Source organism: Paenibacillus sp. FSL K6-4396, from assembly GCF_038002525.1.
GTDB classification, from domain to species: Bacteria; Bacillota; Bacilli; order Paenibacillales; family Paenibacillaceae; genus Paenibacillus; species Paenibacillus amylolyticus_B.
Genome location: NZ_JBBOCR010000001.1, coordinates 3505680 through 3522100, shown reverse-complemented (window position 1 = coordinate 3522100; position 16421 = coordinate 3505680). Strand labels below are relative to the sequence as shown.

Genomic DNA, 16421 nt, shown 5'->3' with positions numbered 1-16421 from the left:
GAGTATATTTTCTTATTATTTATTAAAAGTAACCTTTTCTGTACCGCCTTCAAAAATGATGGATGTGTCCCGCGGCTTCGATTCCGCGATTTTAAGGCCGCCTCTGTAGGAATAAAGTACGCCGGCTTGTTTGCGAACAGCCTCATATTCGTTCTCTGCTTCAAGTACGATGAAGTTAGCAGGTTTACCTTCTTCAATACCGTATACATCCTCAATGTTCAACGTTCTTGCGCTGTTTTTCGTAATGAGGTCGATCGAATTCACGATCTGGTCGTAACCAAGCAACTGCGAAGCATGAATCCCCATGTGCAGTACTTGCAGCATGTTGCCTGTACCGAGCGGATACCATGGATCGAAGATGTCATCGTGACCAAAGCACACATTCAGACCTGCTTCCTGCAACTCTTTGACACGCGTCAGCCCTCTTCTCTTCGGATACGTGTCGAAGCGTCCTTGCAGGTGAATGTTAACCAGCGGATTGGAGACAAAGTTCAAATCGGCCATCTTCAGCAAACGGAACAATTTGTACGTATAAGCATCATTGTATGAGCCCATTGCTGTCGTGTGGCTTGCCGTTGTTCGTGAACCCAGTCCACGTTCGTAAGCTTCCTTGGCAACAACTTCAACAAAACGGGATTGCTCGTCATCAATTTCATCACAATGGATGTCGATCAGACGGTCATATTTTTCGGCCAGATCAAACGCAACTTTCATTGAATCAACGCCGTATTCCCGTGTGAATTCGAAGTGTGGAATGCCGCCGACCACGTCAACACCCATTTTCAGTGACTCTTCCAGCAATTCTGCCCCGTTTGGATAAGAGTGAATGCCTTCCTGTGGGAAAGCAACAAGCTGGATGTCCATATATGGAGCCATTTCTTCTTTTACTTCAAGCATCGCTTTAACGGCGATCAAGCTTGGATCGGTAACGTCCACATGAGTCCGTACATGCTGGATACCTTGTGCCAACTGCCATTTCAGTGCCGTTTTAGACCGTGTTTTGACATCTTCATGTGTCAAGAAAGCCTTGCGCTCTGACCAGCGTTGGATGCCTTCGAACAGCGTTCCGCTTAGATTCCATTCCGGCTCACCTGCTGTGAGCGTTGTATCGAGATGAATATGCGGCTCAATGAAAGGTGGCAGCACAAGCGATCCGTTGACATCCAGGATCTCTTCATTCTCGGTCACTTCCAGCGATTGTGCAATTTGTTCAAACTTTCCTTCTTTTACAACGATATTCCATAGTCCTTCTTTACCCCGCAATTTTGCGTTCTGTATAATCATTTATTTTCCCCATTTCTTTGGTTTCTTTGGCAGGAATAATCAGCATCAAAACGATATAGGCCACTGCTGTACCAAGCAGCGCGTTCAATGGTGTTACGCCAGGAGCCAGTTGGGCGAATGCAACACCGATGGCCCAAGCCACCATTGCTACCCAGTTTACATTTTTGAATGACATGTCGGCAAATGGCTTATAGTTTCTACGTTTCACAATGAAGTAATCTGCGATAATAATAGCCCCGATGGATGGTACCGCCGCACCCAGTACGTTCAGGAAACTGACGAAGTTGTTGTACATCCACATGGCGAATACGGTACCCACGATGCCGTTTACGATGACGAAGAATTTCTTTGAGATTTTGGTGATGTTCGCAAAACCAAGACCCGAAGCGTACAGTGCATTATCGTTGGTCGTCCAGATATTCAGGCCCAGAACAATAATTGCCGGGATGATCAATCCTTGCAGGAACATGACCTCCGAGATATCAGCCAGGTTATAAGCCATCGCACCAACCGCACCGAACAGAAACATGAGTGAGTTACCCAGGAAAAATGCAATTACTGTTGCGGTAACTGCCTGTTTCGATGTTCGGGAAAAGCGGGCAAAATCGGGTGTCAGCGTTCCGCCGCTGATGAATGATCCGATACAGATCGTTAATGCTGCCGCCGCGGTAAGCGACTGAGTCGGCGTGTAATCTAGCAACCCTTGCAGACCACCCAGCGAACCTGCACCTTCGAACATGGAATAACCACCGAGAATGGCAATCGCAGGAACCGCGATATATCCGAGAATGACGAGTGACTTCATGCCAAAGATGGCTGATGCTGTCATGGCAAGTCCGAACACGATGATTAGCAGGTACACGTTCCAGTCCATGGCTTTGGCGACCGGAATCGCGAACATCGCTACCCCCACTCCGAACCATCCGACCTGTGTGAAGCCTAGCAGGAACGAAGGCAGATACGACCCTTTCGCACCGAACGCATATTTAGCGAGCAAATGTGTGGACAGACCCGTTTTGGCGGCGATATGTGCCAGTGCCCCTGTGTAGATACCGAGCACCAGATTGCCTGCAAGTACGATGCCAATGAACTCCATGAACGTCAAGCTGACGCCCAAGGTGCCTCCTGCCAGCATGCTTGCAGAGAAGAAAGTGAAACCCAGCATGACGGATAATGTTTTCCAAAATTGGTTTCTTTGCGATTTCGGCACGGCTTGCCATGAAAACTCTTGATCTTGTTTGCTCATCAGAATACCCCCAACATAAAGTGTATCTGATACCAAAAAAAGCAGAAAAAAGAGGCTACTCGTCAAGTTATACACTGACAAGTAGCCTCTTTTTGCATCATAATCCGCGCGAAGACACAGCGCATCGCATCCTATTACGGAATATGCCCTGATTCTCGCGTGATTATGAAATCCGCTGCCCTTGCCAGCCTCTCTGGACTGAATTAAAGGTACCAGTATTCAATTACATACTATTATTTTGGAAAACCCCGCAGTTGTCAATGTCATTATTATCCAAAGGTTATTAATTCCTTATACAGCAAGCTGTTTTTTTGATCATTCCTCCTTAACTCGAGTTTACGATATGTGGCCAACAACCTCTGGTAATACTCTTTCGTATTCCTTATACAAGACATAACGATCAACACCTCTGGAAGAGTTAAGTGCTTCATGCGCGTGCTGTATAGCGGTATCGCGGTTTTCTGCTTTGAGTTCAAGACCCGCGAGCAATGTTGATCTCATCCACTGTTTTTTAATGGATTGAAGTCTTTCACGCGCCTCTTCACTTCTCCCGTCTTCCAAGAGTAGAATGGTTTCGTAATATGTACGGTAGTCCGATAAGCCGATATGAGGTACAGCTTGCCGAATGGCAAACATATCCTTGCGATATAATCCGTAAGCTGCCTTGAACTGTGCTTGTGTTGTTCTTCGCTTATATTTCTGCATAATCTGCTCCATAACTAGTTCTACCTCATCATCAAGTCTGTTCGCAAGAACATAAATAATGTATGTCCCAGGTGTATTTTGCTGCTTGGATAAAAAGGACTCTAAACGATCTATACGCTTATCAAATACTAAAGGATAAAAAACATGCTTAATAAACGCGATAAGAATGGTAACGACTACACCCCCTATTGTCCAAAATAGTGAATAGTCATTCCAGGTCATAAACAAAACAAAGACAAACACCGCCAAATAAAAAACGAATTCCCCCCAAGATTTCCTCATATGTATCTCCTTCGAATAGAAAAATAACCAGCAAGTCTATATTATATCAAATTCAATCCCCCTTTTTGTATAATTTTAGGAAACAAAATCACGAAGAATATTCTATCTGTCGCAAAATCACGCCTGACTAGATTTACTGTTAAAACAAAAAAGCCGCTATATTAGCGACTTTCAGTTGAAATAATTGAATTATTATTGTGCACTTAATAGTTCTTCAAAAGCTTTTATATTCGTGTCAAAATCAGGAACGGTATGAGTTTCTTCAGCAGATTTGACCAGTTGTACAACCAAATCATTATAAGGTGTCGCAATTCCGGTACCTTCTGCCTTGCTTGAAACCACCCCGTTAATATAATCAATTTCCGTTTTGCGGTTCTTCTCCAGATCTTGAAGCATGCTTGCTTTGAGCAGTCTGGAGGGTTCCATCACGTAACGTAATGTTTTCACCCGTTCAGGGATATCTTCTTCGCTATTCAGTTCGAGTGAGGCGATATCAAATCCATTCATTTTAACCAATGTGACCCCATTGGCGCGAGCAACTTTAATCGTCTCGTCCGCAATATGAGCTGCACTCACAATGCCAGCTTCATGATCGATGATGTCCCCATATTCCCCATTCAATGCAGCGGACAAACCACTGAATGCATTGTTGATAAGCAATTTGGACCATTTGGTTCCAACCAAATTATCGGAAATATGAGTTCCACCCACAAGGTCCAACACCGATTTCACGCGTTGAATTCGTTCGGTAATCTCACCATTCAATTCACCAATCTGAAAAGCATACTGCTTAAATTGAGTGTACTCCGTTGTGAGACTTGATACACCTGGTTTAATAAACGTAGCGCCAAACTCAACGGAGCCTGCAATGACGCGTTCTTCACCAACAATAGACGCGACTTTTTCTTCCGGAATCCCGTTCTGCAAGGAACACACCATACTGTCTTCTTTCAAGAATGGAAGTAATTCCTGAAGAATCGAATCGTTATAAAGTTGTTTGGTCAAAAGTAAAACGAGGTCATATTGGCCTGATTTCTGATCAGGCGTAATTGCTTTTACTTTTGCCTGAAACTCCGTAGTACCCGTCACTTTAGCACCCGTCTGATTTAAAGCATCTACATGTTCTTGATATGCATCAATTAACTCAACGTCCAGTCCGCCATCCGCAAGATATGCGCCTACAATGGTTCCCAAAGATCCCGCGCCTACAATCGCAATTCTCATTTTATTTTTCCTCCTTATTTCTCTTCCAGGTAGTTATATACAGGTTGTGCAGCGTTTAAGGTTAGGTTGGTAAGGATATGAGAAGCGGACACCACTTCCAACACAGGCAGATCTGCAAGAGGTGCCAACGCATGTTCGAACAATTGAAGCCGGGCAGGTCCTGTCCAAGCTTCCTTCACTTCGATGTCCGTAATTTGAGTACGGATCAGATCACATATTCTTAAATTCCCGGTATAGCCCGTAGCAATCTTAATCATAAAATTAGGTCGGCATATTTCACGTTTGGCGAGCTCCTTATCCATCTCCACGTGTTTATACCCCATCGTTGCCGTGGCTACACGCAGCGTTCCATAATCAAGTGTGCCAACTAGTGTATCTGAATCGGTATACAACTTAGGCGCTCCCAGCTTTTTCGGATAGGCGGTGAGCTCTCGACCACTTGCAATCGCGGGGAAATTGTCTACGTACATCGAATGCACATAATCGCCCTTCTCCCCATTGAATTGCACAGGGATAACTTGTCCAGCTTCTGTATAAGCCCCCAGTCCAGAAACATCCGGCATCCACATCACTTCGAATTTAACCAAAGGTTCAGTGATTTCGAGAGGTTCTGGTACGGCTGCCCGTAAAGCTTTTTCATCGGTTCGGTAAATAATATTCAAGTACTCACGATTCACGAATTTGTACGGTGGCATTGGGTATGCCGGAGCCGTTAGGGGTGTATTCAGATTTTTAGCTATGTTATTCACATCGATTTTCATCAAAGACACCTACCTTATGTTTTGGTTCTATATAAGTTGAACTAAAGATTATTTACACTGACACTACGATGACAGAACAACCTTCCAATCGCTGTTATCCCCAGATTTTTCGATTCCCCTTCTAAAGGGGAAAATCCGGTGATAAAGGCGCACGCTTCGCTTTTTCAGATTTTTTCTGTCCTCTCCGTTATTGTGTAAATGATTAGTTCAACTTATATAGTCAGGTTTTTGGTATTCGAAATTTGAACTGTATCTCATAAAAAAATTCTACATCAATATTTAAATTTAATATAATACATAATAAGTACTATATATATTTATCAGAATAAATAAGGAGTGTCCTTGTATGGAATTGCTTCAACTCAAATACTTTCAGACCGTTGCCTATACTGAACACATCTCCAAGGCAGCTGCACAATTGAATATCGCTCAACCTTCCCTAAGTTTAACGATCAAAAGACTTGAGGATGAACTGGGTACCCCCCTATTTCATAGGAGAGGACGAAACATTCAATTGAACTCCTCAGGTGAAATTTTATTGAAACATGTGAACAGAATTTTTATTGAAATTGAAAATGCAGAGATGGAGATTAAAGCGGAGGAACAGCAAATATCCAATACAATCCGGATCTCAATTACGAATACTCGGTTCCTCACAGGTCTCATTAGTGACTATATCAACGCTTCCCCCGAAACTAAGCTTCATCAGGGTATTGGAACCCGCAGTGAAATTATTACAGGTTTGAAGAAAGGCGACATGCATCTGGGGATTACGGGGCATCCGATTCAGGATGAGGAGATTGAGAGTTTTGTCCTGGTTGAGGAGGATATTGTTCTTGTTGTGCCCACGGATCATATATACGGCGGAGAAACAAGTATTTCATTAAGTGTTGTTGCAAATGAGCCCTTTATTTCCCTTGCCGATAATAAGGAGTACAGCCGGTTTACCACCATGCTCTGTGAAAAAGCAGGTTTCCTGCCCAATCATGCATTTGAGGTCGATTCTCATACCCTGCTCGAAATTATTAGACTTAACCAGGGTGTTGCGTTGCTTCCGATCTCCGTATGTAGAACACTAGGGTTACGTTATGTAAAAATTGCTGATGATTCAGCGATATATCCTATTAGCCTATCCTGGGTCAAACAAAAATGGTTATCTCCTGCTGTAAGCGAATTTCGTGATTTTATTACTTCGTATTATGAAGACCATGCTGGCTTGTTTAAAGTGGAGTAGGATTTTTTGAAAATAGTAAAGAGCAAAGACCACATTAGCCCTTTGAAGGAGCTGACGTGGTCTATTATCGTTCTCTGTTCTAGCTATACTGCAGTCTATCCTTATACCAAACGTCCGGAATCATCTTACGCTCCAGTTCCAACAATTCATGGATGATCTTGTCCGCGTCACTGATGGAACTTACGAGCGGGTCGGTGAGCATCGCCCTTCTCAGCTTCTCGTAGCTTTGTTCCAAAACAGCTTCAACCGTAAGCTCATGCGTATCAAGTACAAGTTCTTGCATCCCTCTAATTCCACGCGGCATCTCGCCTACATGGAGTGGTTTCGCGCCATCCATATCTACATCACATAGTAGTTCCAGGAAGGAATCTGCATTCATATTGGTTACAGCGTCTTGATTGAGCGTATTGATGAAGAATTTTTTGCCCAAGTTCCCCACCATGTTCTCAATGATGTCGGTCGCATGATCCGGCCCAAAAGTACTCATGTAATCGGCGATGGGGATGTTCCCTGCAAGAAAGTCATCTACCTGACGCCACATTTCGTCATGACGCTCATACCTGTCCTCTGTCTCCCAGATCGATAATGGAGGAATCGTGTCCTCAGTTTTGCCAAGCCCCTGCCAATACCGAACGTATTCCTTCGTATGCGCCGTACAAGTGGGAATGATTCCGAAAATATCATATAGTTCATAGGTAATTGCATCGTTAAAAAGAGCTTTTGCGCCGCGATCGCCACCGTTATTCTCATCACCTGCCAGCTTGCGCATGGCTTCTGCAATTGTGGGCATCACATTTTTTCCTTCATAATCGGCTTTGAGCAGCCAAGTGAAATGATTAACACCAGCGATGCGAAAATCGAATTTCTGGTCTATTTCTGCAGTGAACTGGCTTGTATTTCCGATGATTCCGGCTCGTACGGCATAATAGGCTTTCTTATGGGGCATATGATGACTATCGCACAGCGCAAACGATTTAAGCTTCGGAGCATATCGATGTAATGCGATGCCATGTACGGTAGACGGGTTAATATAATTGATCACCCAAGCATCCGGACACAACTCCTCAATGTCTTTAGCGCATTCCATAATAACCGGCAGTTCACGCATCGCACGAAAGATCCCGCCCGGGCCAATCGTATCGCCAGAACACATGCGAATCCCATACTTTAGAGAAATCTGGCAGTCGATGCCCCGATATTTCACCGATTGCTCCGCAAAGCTGAGCACAACGAAGTCGGCTCCCGGTAGTACCTGTCTTCGGTCCACTGAACCCTCAATCTTTAGGGATACGTTGTTCTCCTTGGCGACCATTTCCGCTAGTTTTACCATTTTCGAGAGCCGTTCCTCATCCGTATCCACCAAAGCCAGCGTTCCCTGGTTCAAATATGGGGAGTGTACCATCTGCCAGATGGACTGCCGACCAAAAAACAGGCTGCCCGCCCCAATAACAACTACCTTTGGGTGCTGTGTGCTTGTAGCATTCATCAATAACCCCTCCTCGTAACGATATAAATTCATTATAGGTGAGTGGGCTGGAATCGGAATGTGTGATAGTTTTCAATACATGTCATATCGTACGATAATTAACAAGAGATAATTCCTTTGATATGATAGGGAAAAATGAAGGATGTCATAAAGTAGAGAGGATAGGCTGAATTCGATGCATGCAGGAACTGTAAATATGAGTATAATCGACGAGCTTTCGGAGTATATCACGCTTCGCATGAGCTCTTATCTGGAACAGACGCATGACAGTCATTGGATTGAGCACAAGTCACATTCCGATTATGATCTGTGGTTCATTACAGCAGGCTACGTCCAGATCACCATCGATGGAATCGAGCATATGGCAGGCCCTGGTGACGTCGTGTTTTTTTATCCGGATATGCCCTACACTGCTTCCACGACCGGAGATCTGTGCCGATTTATATACATGCACTTTGATTTCAGCATCGCTGAGCAAAAGCGAATTCTCGGTGAGTTTCAACTTCCGGGCATTGTACCTGGCAATCTTATTCAAGAGGAATCAACGCTGTTCACCTCATCCTATCGAAGGTTCAAGCAGAGTAATAGTGCTTCCGGAAGTCCACTTTACATGAAAGCTGCTCTACTTCTCGTCATCGCCAAAATTTTCGAATTACATGGTCAAGGCTCATATCAAGGTGAATTCTTGAAAGACCGGAAACCGAGGAAAATTGAAGCAAGCCTGGAGGTTCTGCAGAACGTATTCCCATACGTGGATGCGAATCTGCATCGTGCCATCCGAGTGAATGAACTTGCTGTTATTGCTGGCGTCTCTGAGAAATATTTTATTTCTTTGTTCAAAAAAATTCTCGGTATCACACCTGGGCAGTACATTAATCAAATCAAAATGAACCGGGCCAGAGATTATCTGTACGAGAAAAAATATACGATCCAGCAAATTGCCGGATTTCTGGGATATCCTGATCCCTTTACGTTCTCCAAAGCATTCAAAAAATTCTACAACGTGCCTCCTTCCAAATTTGAATAACATACCGCAAACAAACAAAGAGGCAACCGGTCGATCCGGCTGCCTCCCCACCTTGGTGAATCATTAGAATCATTGGTTATTGGTTTAATTAGGGTCTAGACCCTTCAGCGCTCCTCATATTCAAAGGGTGCTTCACTCGAATAGATATCATGGAAAAATCCCTTAAATGGTATATCCTCTTCCAGACATTTAATGAGATATAACAGAACCTCGTCATCTTCTTCTGGTTCTTTCCCTTCGCGCTGCGCCACCTCAAAATGATCCACAATATTCTCCAGAAGGCTGACTTGAATAAATAAAGGCAGCTTCTCCAGCATCGCATCAGAAACCTGGGTTTCTGATCTGTATCCGGCGAGCACGGTTTGGAAATACTCATCCATGAACTGTTTACGTTTGTCCGCTTCAGGTTCAAATTGAACCCAACCGACTCCGTTGATCCACATACCTGCGAGGTCAAACATGTACCAGCCATAACAGGAATTGTCGAAATCATATACCGTGATTTGTCCCGTATCAAAATCGATCGAATAATTCCCGTCATTATAATCGAAATGGATCATGCCCAATGTCTCCTTGCTCGACTCCAATTCTTTTACTGCTTGCAGTAGTTCCACCATTTTGCTTCTGAGCAAAGAGAATGATTCAGGGACCAACCTCTCGATATGCTCCGTATTATATTTGTCCAAAAAATGATGCCTGCCATGAACAGGTTCATAGCTTTTGGATAGCTGATGCATTTCCCCCAAAACTTTACCGCTATTATAATAATATTCGGTAAGTGGGACCCCTTCACGGTACTGATAATGGTTTTCTACCAGCAACTTCCCCTTGGCCTTCACAAACATACAGATAAAGAATGTATGCTCATCATATGTGACCTCTTCTAGCAGATGGCCCTTTTTCGAGTTGACCACATTCGAGACACTTGCACCGTGCTCAAATAAATACCGAACATACTCCAGTTCGGCAATATAATCTTCCCGCCTTCTGTCAGGCAAAAAAGACACTCTGAGAATTAGCGATTCATGCCCCTCTTGCTCACAAGTGTAAACAACATTACGCCCACCCTCATGAGGCGGAATAAGTTGAATGTTGTAACCCTCCAGGTCAAACAACTCGGATACCAATGCCAATACATGCGTATTGCTGATGTTAACAGCTTCGTTAAAATTAATAATAATCTCCTCCAGTAAACATTGTTTGGACGGTTTCCCGCACTGCAATGTCCACAAAAGGAATCCCTGTAACGCAAATATCCTTCTGTGAACCTAAAGCACAATCACCTTGTTAGACATTGAATTCACTCATCTTGTTTTAATATCACAAGTTTACATAATTATCCCTTATTTTACTAGTGTAAAATAAAGAACCGCCCATACGGGCGGCGTGTAAGAATTTTGTATAATTACAGGATTTCTCCGTTCGTTTCAACAACTTGTTTGTACCAGTAGAAGGAATCCTTGCGAGTTCTTTCCAATGAACCGTGTCCTGCATTGTCTTGATCCACGTAAATGAAACCATAACGTTTGCCCATTTCAGAAGTTGAGCAACTAATGATATCGATAGGTCCCCAGCTAGTGAAACCCATCAATTCAACGCCGTCAGCGACAGCTTCTTTCATCTGTTCAATGTGGCTGCGCAAGTAATTGATGCGATAAGGGTCATGCACTGTCCCGTCCTCTTCCGGTGTGTCGATAGCACCCAGCCCGTTCTCAACGATGAAGAGCGGCATCCGGTAACGATCATACAATCGGTTCAGCGCGACGCGAAGACCAATTGGATCGATAGGCCATCCCCATTCGGTAGCTTTCAGATGCGGGTTTTTGATCTGACTTACCAGCATACCAGAGTTGCTGTTGTCATTGGGATCATATTTTCCGATATACGTCATGTAATAACTGAAAGCAATAAAGTCCACGGTATTGTCCCGGATAATGGCATCGTCGTCAGTAGCTTTAACGAGTTCGATGCCATTTTCCTCAAAGTATCTTTGCATATAGGATGGGTATTCGCCTCGTGCCTGCACCTCTGGGTAGAACAGGTTCATCTGATCTTCCTTCAGCGTCTGCAGAACGTCCTCCGGTTTACTAGAAGCAGCATACGTTTCCAGACGGCAGATCATACAGCCGATTTGTGCATTCGGCATTTTCTCTTTTCCGCTTTTGACAGCCAGCGCACTAGCTACAAACTGATGATGCGTTGCCTGATAAGCCACTTGCTCCGGGTTTCCCTTGATTTTATCTTCCAGAATGCCGCCGCCAGTATACAGACTTGTCAGCATCATATTCATTTCATTGAAGGTAATCCAGTATTTCACTTTGTCTTTGTAACGGTCAAACAGCGTATTGGCAAATTTCAGATACAGATCGATCATCTCGCGGCTTTCCCAGCCGTTGTATTTGCGGGTTAACTCAACGGGCATCTCGTAGTGAGAGATCGTTACGAGCGGCTCAATGCCGTATTTCAAGAGTTCGTCGAGCACGTTATCATAGAAGGCAAGACCAGCTTCATTGGGAACGGCTTCTTCTCCTGTTGGGAAGATCCGTGTCCACGCGATCGAAAGACGAAACACTTTGAAACCCATCTCTGCAAACAAGGCAATGTCTTCTTTGTAGCGATGATAGAAATCCACGCCGTTGCGTTTCGGGAAATATACGTTGGTGTTACCGCTCAGATATTCTTCTAATTGAATAGAATCCACGTCGAAGGTGAAATCCTTGCCATTGCGCTCCTCATGTGGAACGAATGGAGCCATGTCTGAGGTAGATAGTCCTTTGCCGTCTGCATCATATGCACCTTCGAGCTGATTGGCAGCGGTAGCTCCGCCCCATAAAAATCCTTCAGGAAATGAGTGTTTAATTGTTTTTGTCATGTTGTTTCTCTCCTTTTTTTGTATGTGGTATTCATGAAGCTGTCAACGAACGGTGAGGAGAAGCAATTCATTCATTGGAATCACCCCCTTCACCTGAACAGGTACTACATCGAGGTAATCAGGCGTATTGGTTACGATGACTGGTGTCACAAGATCAATACCCGCACCCTGAATGCCATCCATATCAAATTCCAGAAGCAACTCACCCTTCTTCACTTCTTGTCCGGCAACTACCTTCACGTCAAAATATTTCCCTTTGAGCGACACACTGTTTAGTCCAACATGAATGAGAATGTCGATTCCACTGGAGGAGGTCAGCATAATCGCATGTTTACTTTTGGCAACCAACGTGACGGTTCCGTCAAAAGGAGCTGTAACACGTCCATCCTGCGGACGAATGGCAATACCTTTCCCGGTCAATTCCTCGGCAAACGTTTGATCCGGAAGCTCTGAGAGCGGCACCAATTCACCAATGAGCGGGCTGAACACCTCCCCTTTCTTTTCCTCAATGGAATGTACTGTGACAGGTGTTACCATTTCTTGAGAAAAGGAAATGATTGTATCCTGTTCCTGTTCGGTTAATGTCTGTGTTGAGTCGAGCATGGCGGAATTGCGTGTATTTGGCTCATCCCATTTGAGCAGCAAAGTCACCACGAAGGAAACGCTAAAGCTGATGCCGATTCCGATTAATGCATACCAGAAATTGGACATCCCACCATTCGGGCCAATGTATAACGGAAGTGAAAGCAATCCTGGCACAGCAAAACCGAAGCATTTCAGACCCACTGCGGTTATAAATCCACCCCCTGCTGCTCCACCGATGAGTGAAGCGTAAAATGGTTTTTTCAGCTTCAAGGTGACACCGTACAGTGCAGGTTCAGTAATGCCAAGCAAGGCGGATATTCCACTGGATAACGCAATAGATTTCATTCTTTTATCTTTGGTCTTGAGGAAAACAGCCGTGACTGCACCAGCCTGGCTCATATTAGTTATCAGGTTGATTGGAAGCAAAAGTACGTCATATCCGAGTTTGCTCAGATTCTGCAATGTGCCCGGGAAGAACGCATAATGCATTCCCGTCATAACAATCAGCGGCATGAAGCCGCCAAGAATAATACCGGTTAACGGACCCGAATGGGCAAAGAGCCAAGAAGTACCCATTTCCAGATAGATGCCCATGTAATTCCCTAGGGGGCCAATCGCAATTAATAGAATCGGCACCGTGATGACTAGCACAATCATCGAGGTAAAGATGACTTTGACCGGACCGGGAATAAAACGATCCACCCAGCGATGTACATAACTCAGAAGCCATACACCCAGAATAATGGGAATAACAGACTGGGTGTAATTCACAATGGACACGGGCAGCGAGAGAAAACGAATCGGTTCAAGCTGGTTTGCCAGATACGCGTTCAGAATCGTAGGATACAATAAAGTACCTGCAAGCGTAAGAGCAATATATTCATTCACTTTGAACTTTCTGGCTGATGATAGGGCCAGAAGAAAAGGCAAGAAATAAAAGGCCGCATTTGCTATTGAAGACAGAACTTGATACTCACCGCTTTTCTCCTGTATCGCTCCAAGTGTAACCAGCAGTGCCAGAATCCCCTTTAACATCCCTGTACCTACGATGGCGGGCAGAATCGGAGTGAAAATGCCGGAGATCGTATCCAACACAGCATTAAACCCTTTAGAGCGTGGCGCGTCTGTTTCGGGCTTCGATAAGCTACTCTGCTTCATCTGATCCTCGATCTGCTCATATACGGCTGCAACCTGGTTGCCAATGACCACCTGAAACTGATCGTTCTGAAACTGTGCACCGAGCACACCATCAAGTGCTTTGATCTGTTCCAATTGAACTTTGTTTTGCTCTCGAACGTTGAACCGAAGCCGTGTGATGCAATGCCAGGCTTGGATAATATTCTCTTGCCCTCCTGTTAACTGGATAATTTCTTTGGACAACTCCCGATGATTCATGTTGCTTCCTCCTTTTTTGGCGAAAAAAAAAAACCAAATGTAATACCGGCCCGCCGCAGATGCGGAGTCGGAAACATTTGGTGGTGCCTGATCGAATCAGTAACACTCCATATTCAATTCATTTTGATGATGGTATAACTTCAAACAGGTTGTATGGAGATCAATCCGTATCGGTACGGGATGTCACTCTCTCGATGTGGATCATGAGATATACCATCTCATCGGGAGTAATCACAAATCCGCGTTGCTGCTCCATCGCCTCCTTTATTTTGAGTGCGCATTGGAAACTGACAGGATACCGCTCCGACAATACATCATATAGAAATTGTTGATCTTTGAACGAGAGCACTTCACGGTTCAACTGACGAACAATGAAGTATCTCAGATGGGTGATGAACCTGGAAAAATCAGCAGATTCCTGATTCAGTGCCATTCCAAAATGTTCAGTCATGATACCTAAAATGTCGTTAATCATCTGTGTAATTTTAATCGTTTGGTTCATACTGCCCGAGTCGAATTGTGAGTTCACGAAATGAAGGGCAATAGAGCTTGATTCACCAGATGGCAGTGAGACTAGAAAAGCATCATTGATTTTTTGAACTGCCCATTCTCCGGCACGGTATTCAGCAGGATATAGATGGCGAATGTCCCAATGAAGCGGATTTTGCACATCCACGCCTTTTTTGAAACGATCCAGCGCAAAATGAATATGGTCCGCAAGTGTTAACAGGATCGAGTCATTCAGCTTTTTTCCAATCATTGTCTTGCCTTCTTCAATAATCTGATCCGTAATGTCGATGACTTGCAGAGGGATATCACTGAGAAATTGCTCAACTCGCTGATATTTATCATTCGAGCCAATTCGGAACATTTTCTGGATCTGGCTCTGCTCAATTGGCTGTCCTTTTACTTTTTTGAAGCCAACACCCGTTCCGATGACAATGACTTCACAGCCTTCGGCGTCTTCCGCCAGTGCGATGTTGTTATTTAACGATTTTTTAAACCTCATGATGCAATCACCCCCAGTATGCAAAAAGCACCACCAATGTCCAATTCACAAGTAATAAACAAACTTGTGGAATCCAGACTTTGGTGGTGCCTGATCGAATCAGTGACACTCCTTATATAGCTGTATCTTATATCAGCTATGTAATCGTTATCAATACCATTACTCTGGAATTGTTCTGCATGTGGTTCATCGTGGAACTTTCTCTCTATAAATTGTTATCAAAACGCATAAGCTATTCATCTGTAGTCTTATTTTCCTGAGCATCATAATAGTATCGAATCAGAATATCCTGATCATAGTTGCCAAAACCTTTGCCAAACAGGGTGAGTCCGCCTCGGCCAGCTGCGCCCTCTTCCGGCTTCAATCCAAAGGTCCAATAGGTGGATACACCCAGATCCAGGTCTTGAACCCGCACGTCCGAGATGCGCTGACCATCAATAAACGTGCCTTCCCCGTTAATACGCAGCATTTTCAATACACCATACTGGTTGACATCCAGCTTCCACCATAGTGGCGTATGTTTACCTTTCCGATCCCCGAAATCACCAGGGCTTGTCCAAGTACCGAGGTCATTGCCATTAAGGGTAAAGCGAATATCTGACGGCCAGTTTTCGTTCACCTTTGGCGCTTCCGAGCTTAGTTCAAGGGAAATTTCAATCTCTCGAAGATGCTGATCATTGTACAGATAATTGGGAATCTTATATTCAAGAAAACCTGCTGCCATCCAAAGGATTCCAGCGTTCACCCGATCCGGGTCCATAAAGCAGGCTGGTGTGTCGTACTGTCCAATCATCTGCGTAGTTGTCGCAATCCCGCAGGTTGGCCATGCTTCATAATCTGTATATTGACCTACCGGTATGGATATTTCATGGTAAGGAGCGTCAACAGGCTCTGGTGACAGGTTAATAGTCATGAACTCTCGTACGATAAAACAGTACTTATAGGTTCCGCCGTTCTCCCGTTTCATTCGGCTACCGACAATTCCGGCTTTTTGCAGCTTGCTTACATGTGTACTTACAATAGCTTTGCTCAGAAAAAGCTCTTGGGCAAGCGCATTGATATGCATTTCCCTGTTTTGTAGCAGCAGGCGCACAATGTTTAAACGGGCTTCACTTGCCAGTGCCTCGTAAATTAGTAATGAAGCTGCATCTGTCCCAAGCATCATGATGTTCACTTCCTTTTTGAGTAAAATCGATCTATTTCAATTTCAGGATTCGCTATTTTACGAACTCATTAAAATGAACTTGCTCAATATATAAGCATTATGATACATATTAGATAACAAATCAATGATTTGATTTTGCTTTTAAG

General features: G+C 44.2%; 13 protein-coding genes. 2 read left to right on the top strand and 11 right to left on the bottom strand.

The window, feature by feature from the left end; genetic code table 11:
- Nucleotides 1-15: 15 nt before the first annotated feature.
- The 5 genes from MHB85_RS15285 to MHB85_RS15265 all read right to left on the bottom strand — a co-directional run bounded on the left by MHB85_RS15285 (nucleotide 16) and on the right by MHB85_RS15265 (nucleotide 5502).
- Entirely contained in the window at nucleotides 16-1284 is a 1269-nt protein-coding gene (locus tag MHB85_RS15285) for a cytosine deaminase (RefSeq protein ID WP_192131548.1), read from the bottom strand.
- A complete protein-coding gene (gene codB / locus MHB85_RS15280) occupies nucleotides 1253-2530 on the bottom strand; it encodes a cytosine permease (RefSeq protein ID WP_105598770.1) in 1278 nt (425 codons plus the stop codon). The genes MHB85_RS15285 and codB overlap by 32 nt, the downstream gene beginning before the upstream one ends.
- A gap of 336 nt (nucleotides 2531-2866) precedes the next feature.
- Nucleotides 2867-3517 (bottom strand): hypothetical protein, encoded by a 651-nt coding sequence (locus MHB85_RS15275; protein WP_192131550.1) that lies wholly within the window; start codon nucleotides 3515-3517, stop codon nucleotides 2867-2869.
- Nucleotides 3518-3709: 192 nt separating this feature from the next.
- The gene (locus MHB85_RS15270; RefSeq protein ID WP_192131552.1) at nucleotides 3710-4741 is read right to left on the bottom strand and encodes a ketopantoate reductase family protein; all 1032 of its coding nucleotides are present in this window, start codon (nucleotides 4739-4741) and stop codon (nucleotides 3710-3712) included.
- A gap of 14 nt (nucleotides 4742-4755) precedes the next feature.
- On the bottom strand, nucleotides 4756-5502 hold the full coding sequence (locus MHB85_RS15265; protein WP_192131555.1) for an acetoacetate decarboxylase: 747 nt from the start codon (nucleotides 5500-5502) through the stop codon (nucleotides 4756-4758).
- 346 nt (nucleotides 5503-5848) lie between these two features.
- Here MHB85_RS15265 and MHB85_RS15260 point away from each other — a divergent pair, with 346 nt between their 5' ends.
- On the top strand, nucleotides 5849-6736 hold the full coding sequence (locus tag MHB85_RS15260; RefSeq protein WP_192131556.1) for a LysR family transcriptional regulator: 888 nt from the start codon (nucleotides 5849-5851) through the stop codon (nucleotides 6734-6736).
- A gap of 79 nt (nucleotides 6737-6815) precedes the next feature.
- On the opposite strand, the gene MHB85_RS15255 is transcribed toward MHB85_RS15260, so the two are convergent.
- Nucleotides 6816-8222 (bottom strand): family 4 glycosyl hydrolase, encoded by a 1407-nt coding sequence (locus tag MHB85_RS15255; protein ID WP_192131558.1) that lies wholly within the window; start codon nucleotides 8220-8222, stop codon nucleotides 6816-6818.
- Nucleotides 8223-8418: 196 nt separating this feature from the next.
- Here MHB85_RS15255 and MHB85_RS15250 point away from each other — a divergent pair, with 196 nt between their 5' ends.
- Nucleotides 8419-9249: a helix-turn-helix transcriptional regulator gene (locus MHB85_RS15250; protein ID WP_244660872.1), complete on the top strand. Its 831-nt coding sequence runs from the start codon at nucleotides 8419-8421 to the stop codon at nucleotides 9247-9249.
- Nucleotides 9250-9353: 104 nt separating this feature from the next.
- Here the strand turns inward: MHB85_RS15250 and MHB85_RS15245 are convergent, their stop codons facing one another.
- From MHB85_RS15245 to MHB85_RS15225, 5 genes are all read right to left on the bottom strand, one after another.
- Nucleotides 9354-10481 (bottom strand): phosphotransferase enzyme family protein, encoded by a 1128-nt coding sequence (locus MHB85_RS15245; RefSeq protein ID WP_244660873.1) that lies wholly within the window; start codon nucleotides 10479-10481, stop codon nucleotides 9354-9356.
- 173 nt (nucleotides 10482-10654) lie between these two features.
- Entirely contained in the window at nucleotides 10655-12121 is a 1467-nt protein-coding gene (locus tag MHB85_RS15240; protein WP_192131562.1) for a glycoside hydrolase family 1 protein, read from the bottom strand.
- 42 nt (nucleotides 12122-12163) lie between these two features.
- Complete coding sequence (locus MHB85_RS15235; RefSeq protein ID WP_192131564.1) at nucleotides 12164-14101, bottom strand: beta-glucoside-specific PTS transporter subunit IIABC; 1938 nt, start codon at nucleotides 14099-14101, stop codon at nucleotides 12164-12166.
- Nucleotides 14102-14261: 160 nt separating this feature from the next.
- Complete coding sequence (gene licT / locus MHB85_RS15230) at nucleotides 14262-15110, bottom strand: BglG family transcription antiterminator LicT (protein WP_105598763.1); 849 nt, start codon at nucleotides 15108-15110, stop codon at nucleotides 14262-14264.
- Nucleotides 15111-15342: 232 nt separating this feature from the next.
- A complete protein-coding gene (locus MHB85_RS15225; protein ID WP_105598762.1) occupies nucleotides 15343-16275 on the bottom strand; it encodes an ArsR/SmtB family transcription factor in 933 nt (310 codons plus the stop codon).
- Between the last annotated feature and the right edge of the window lie 146 nt (nucleotides 16276-16421).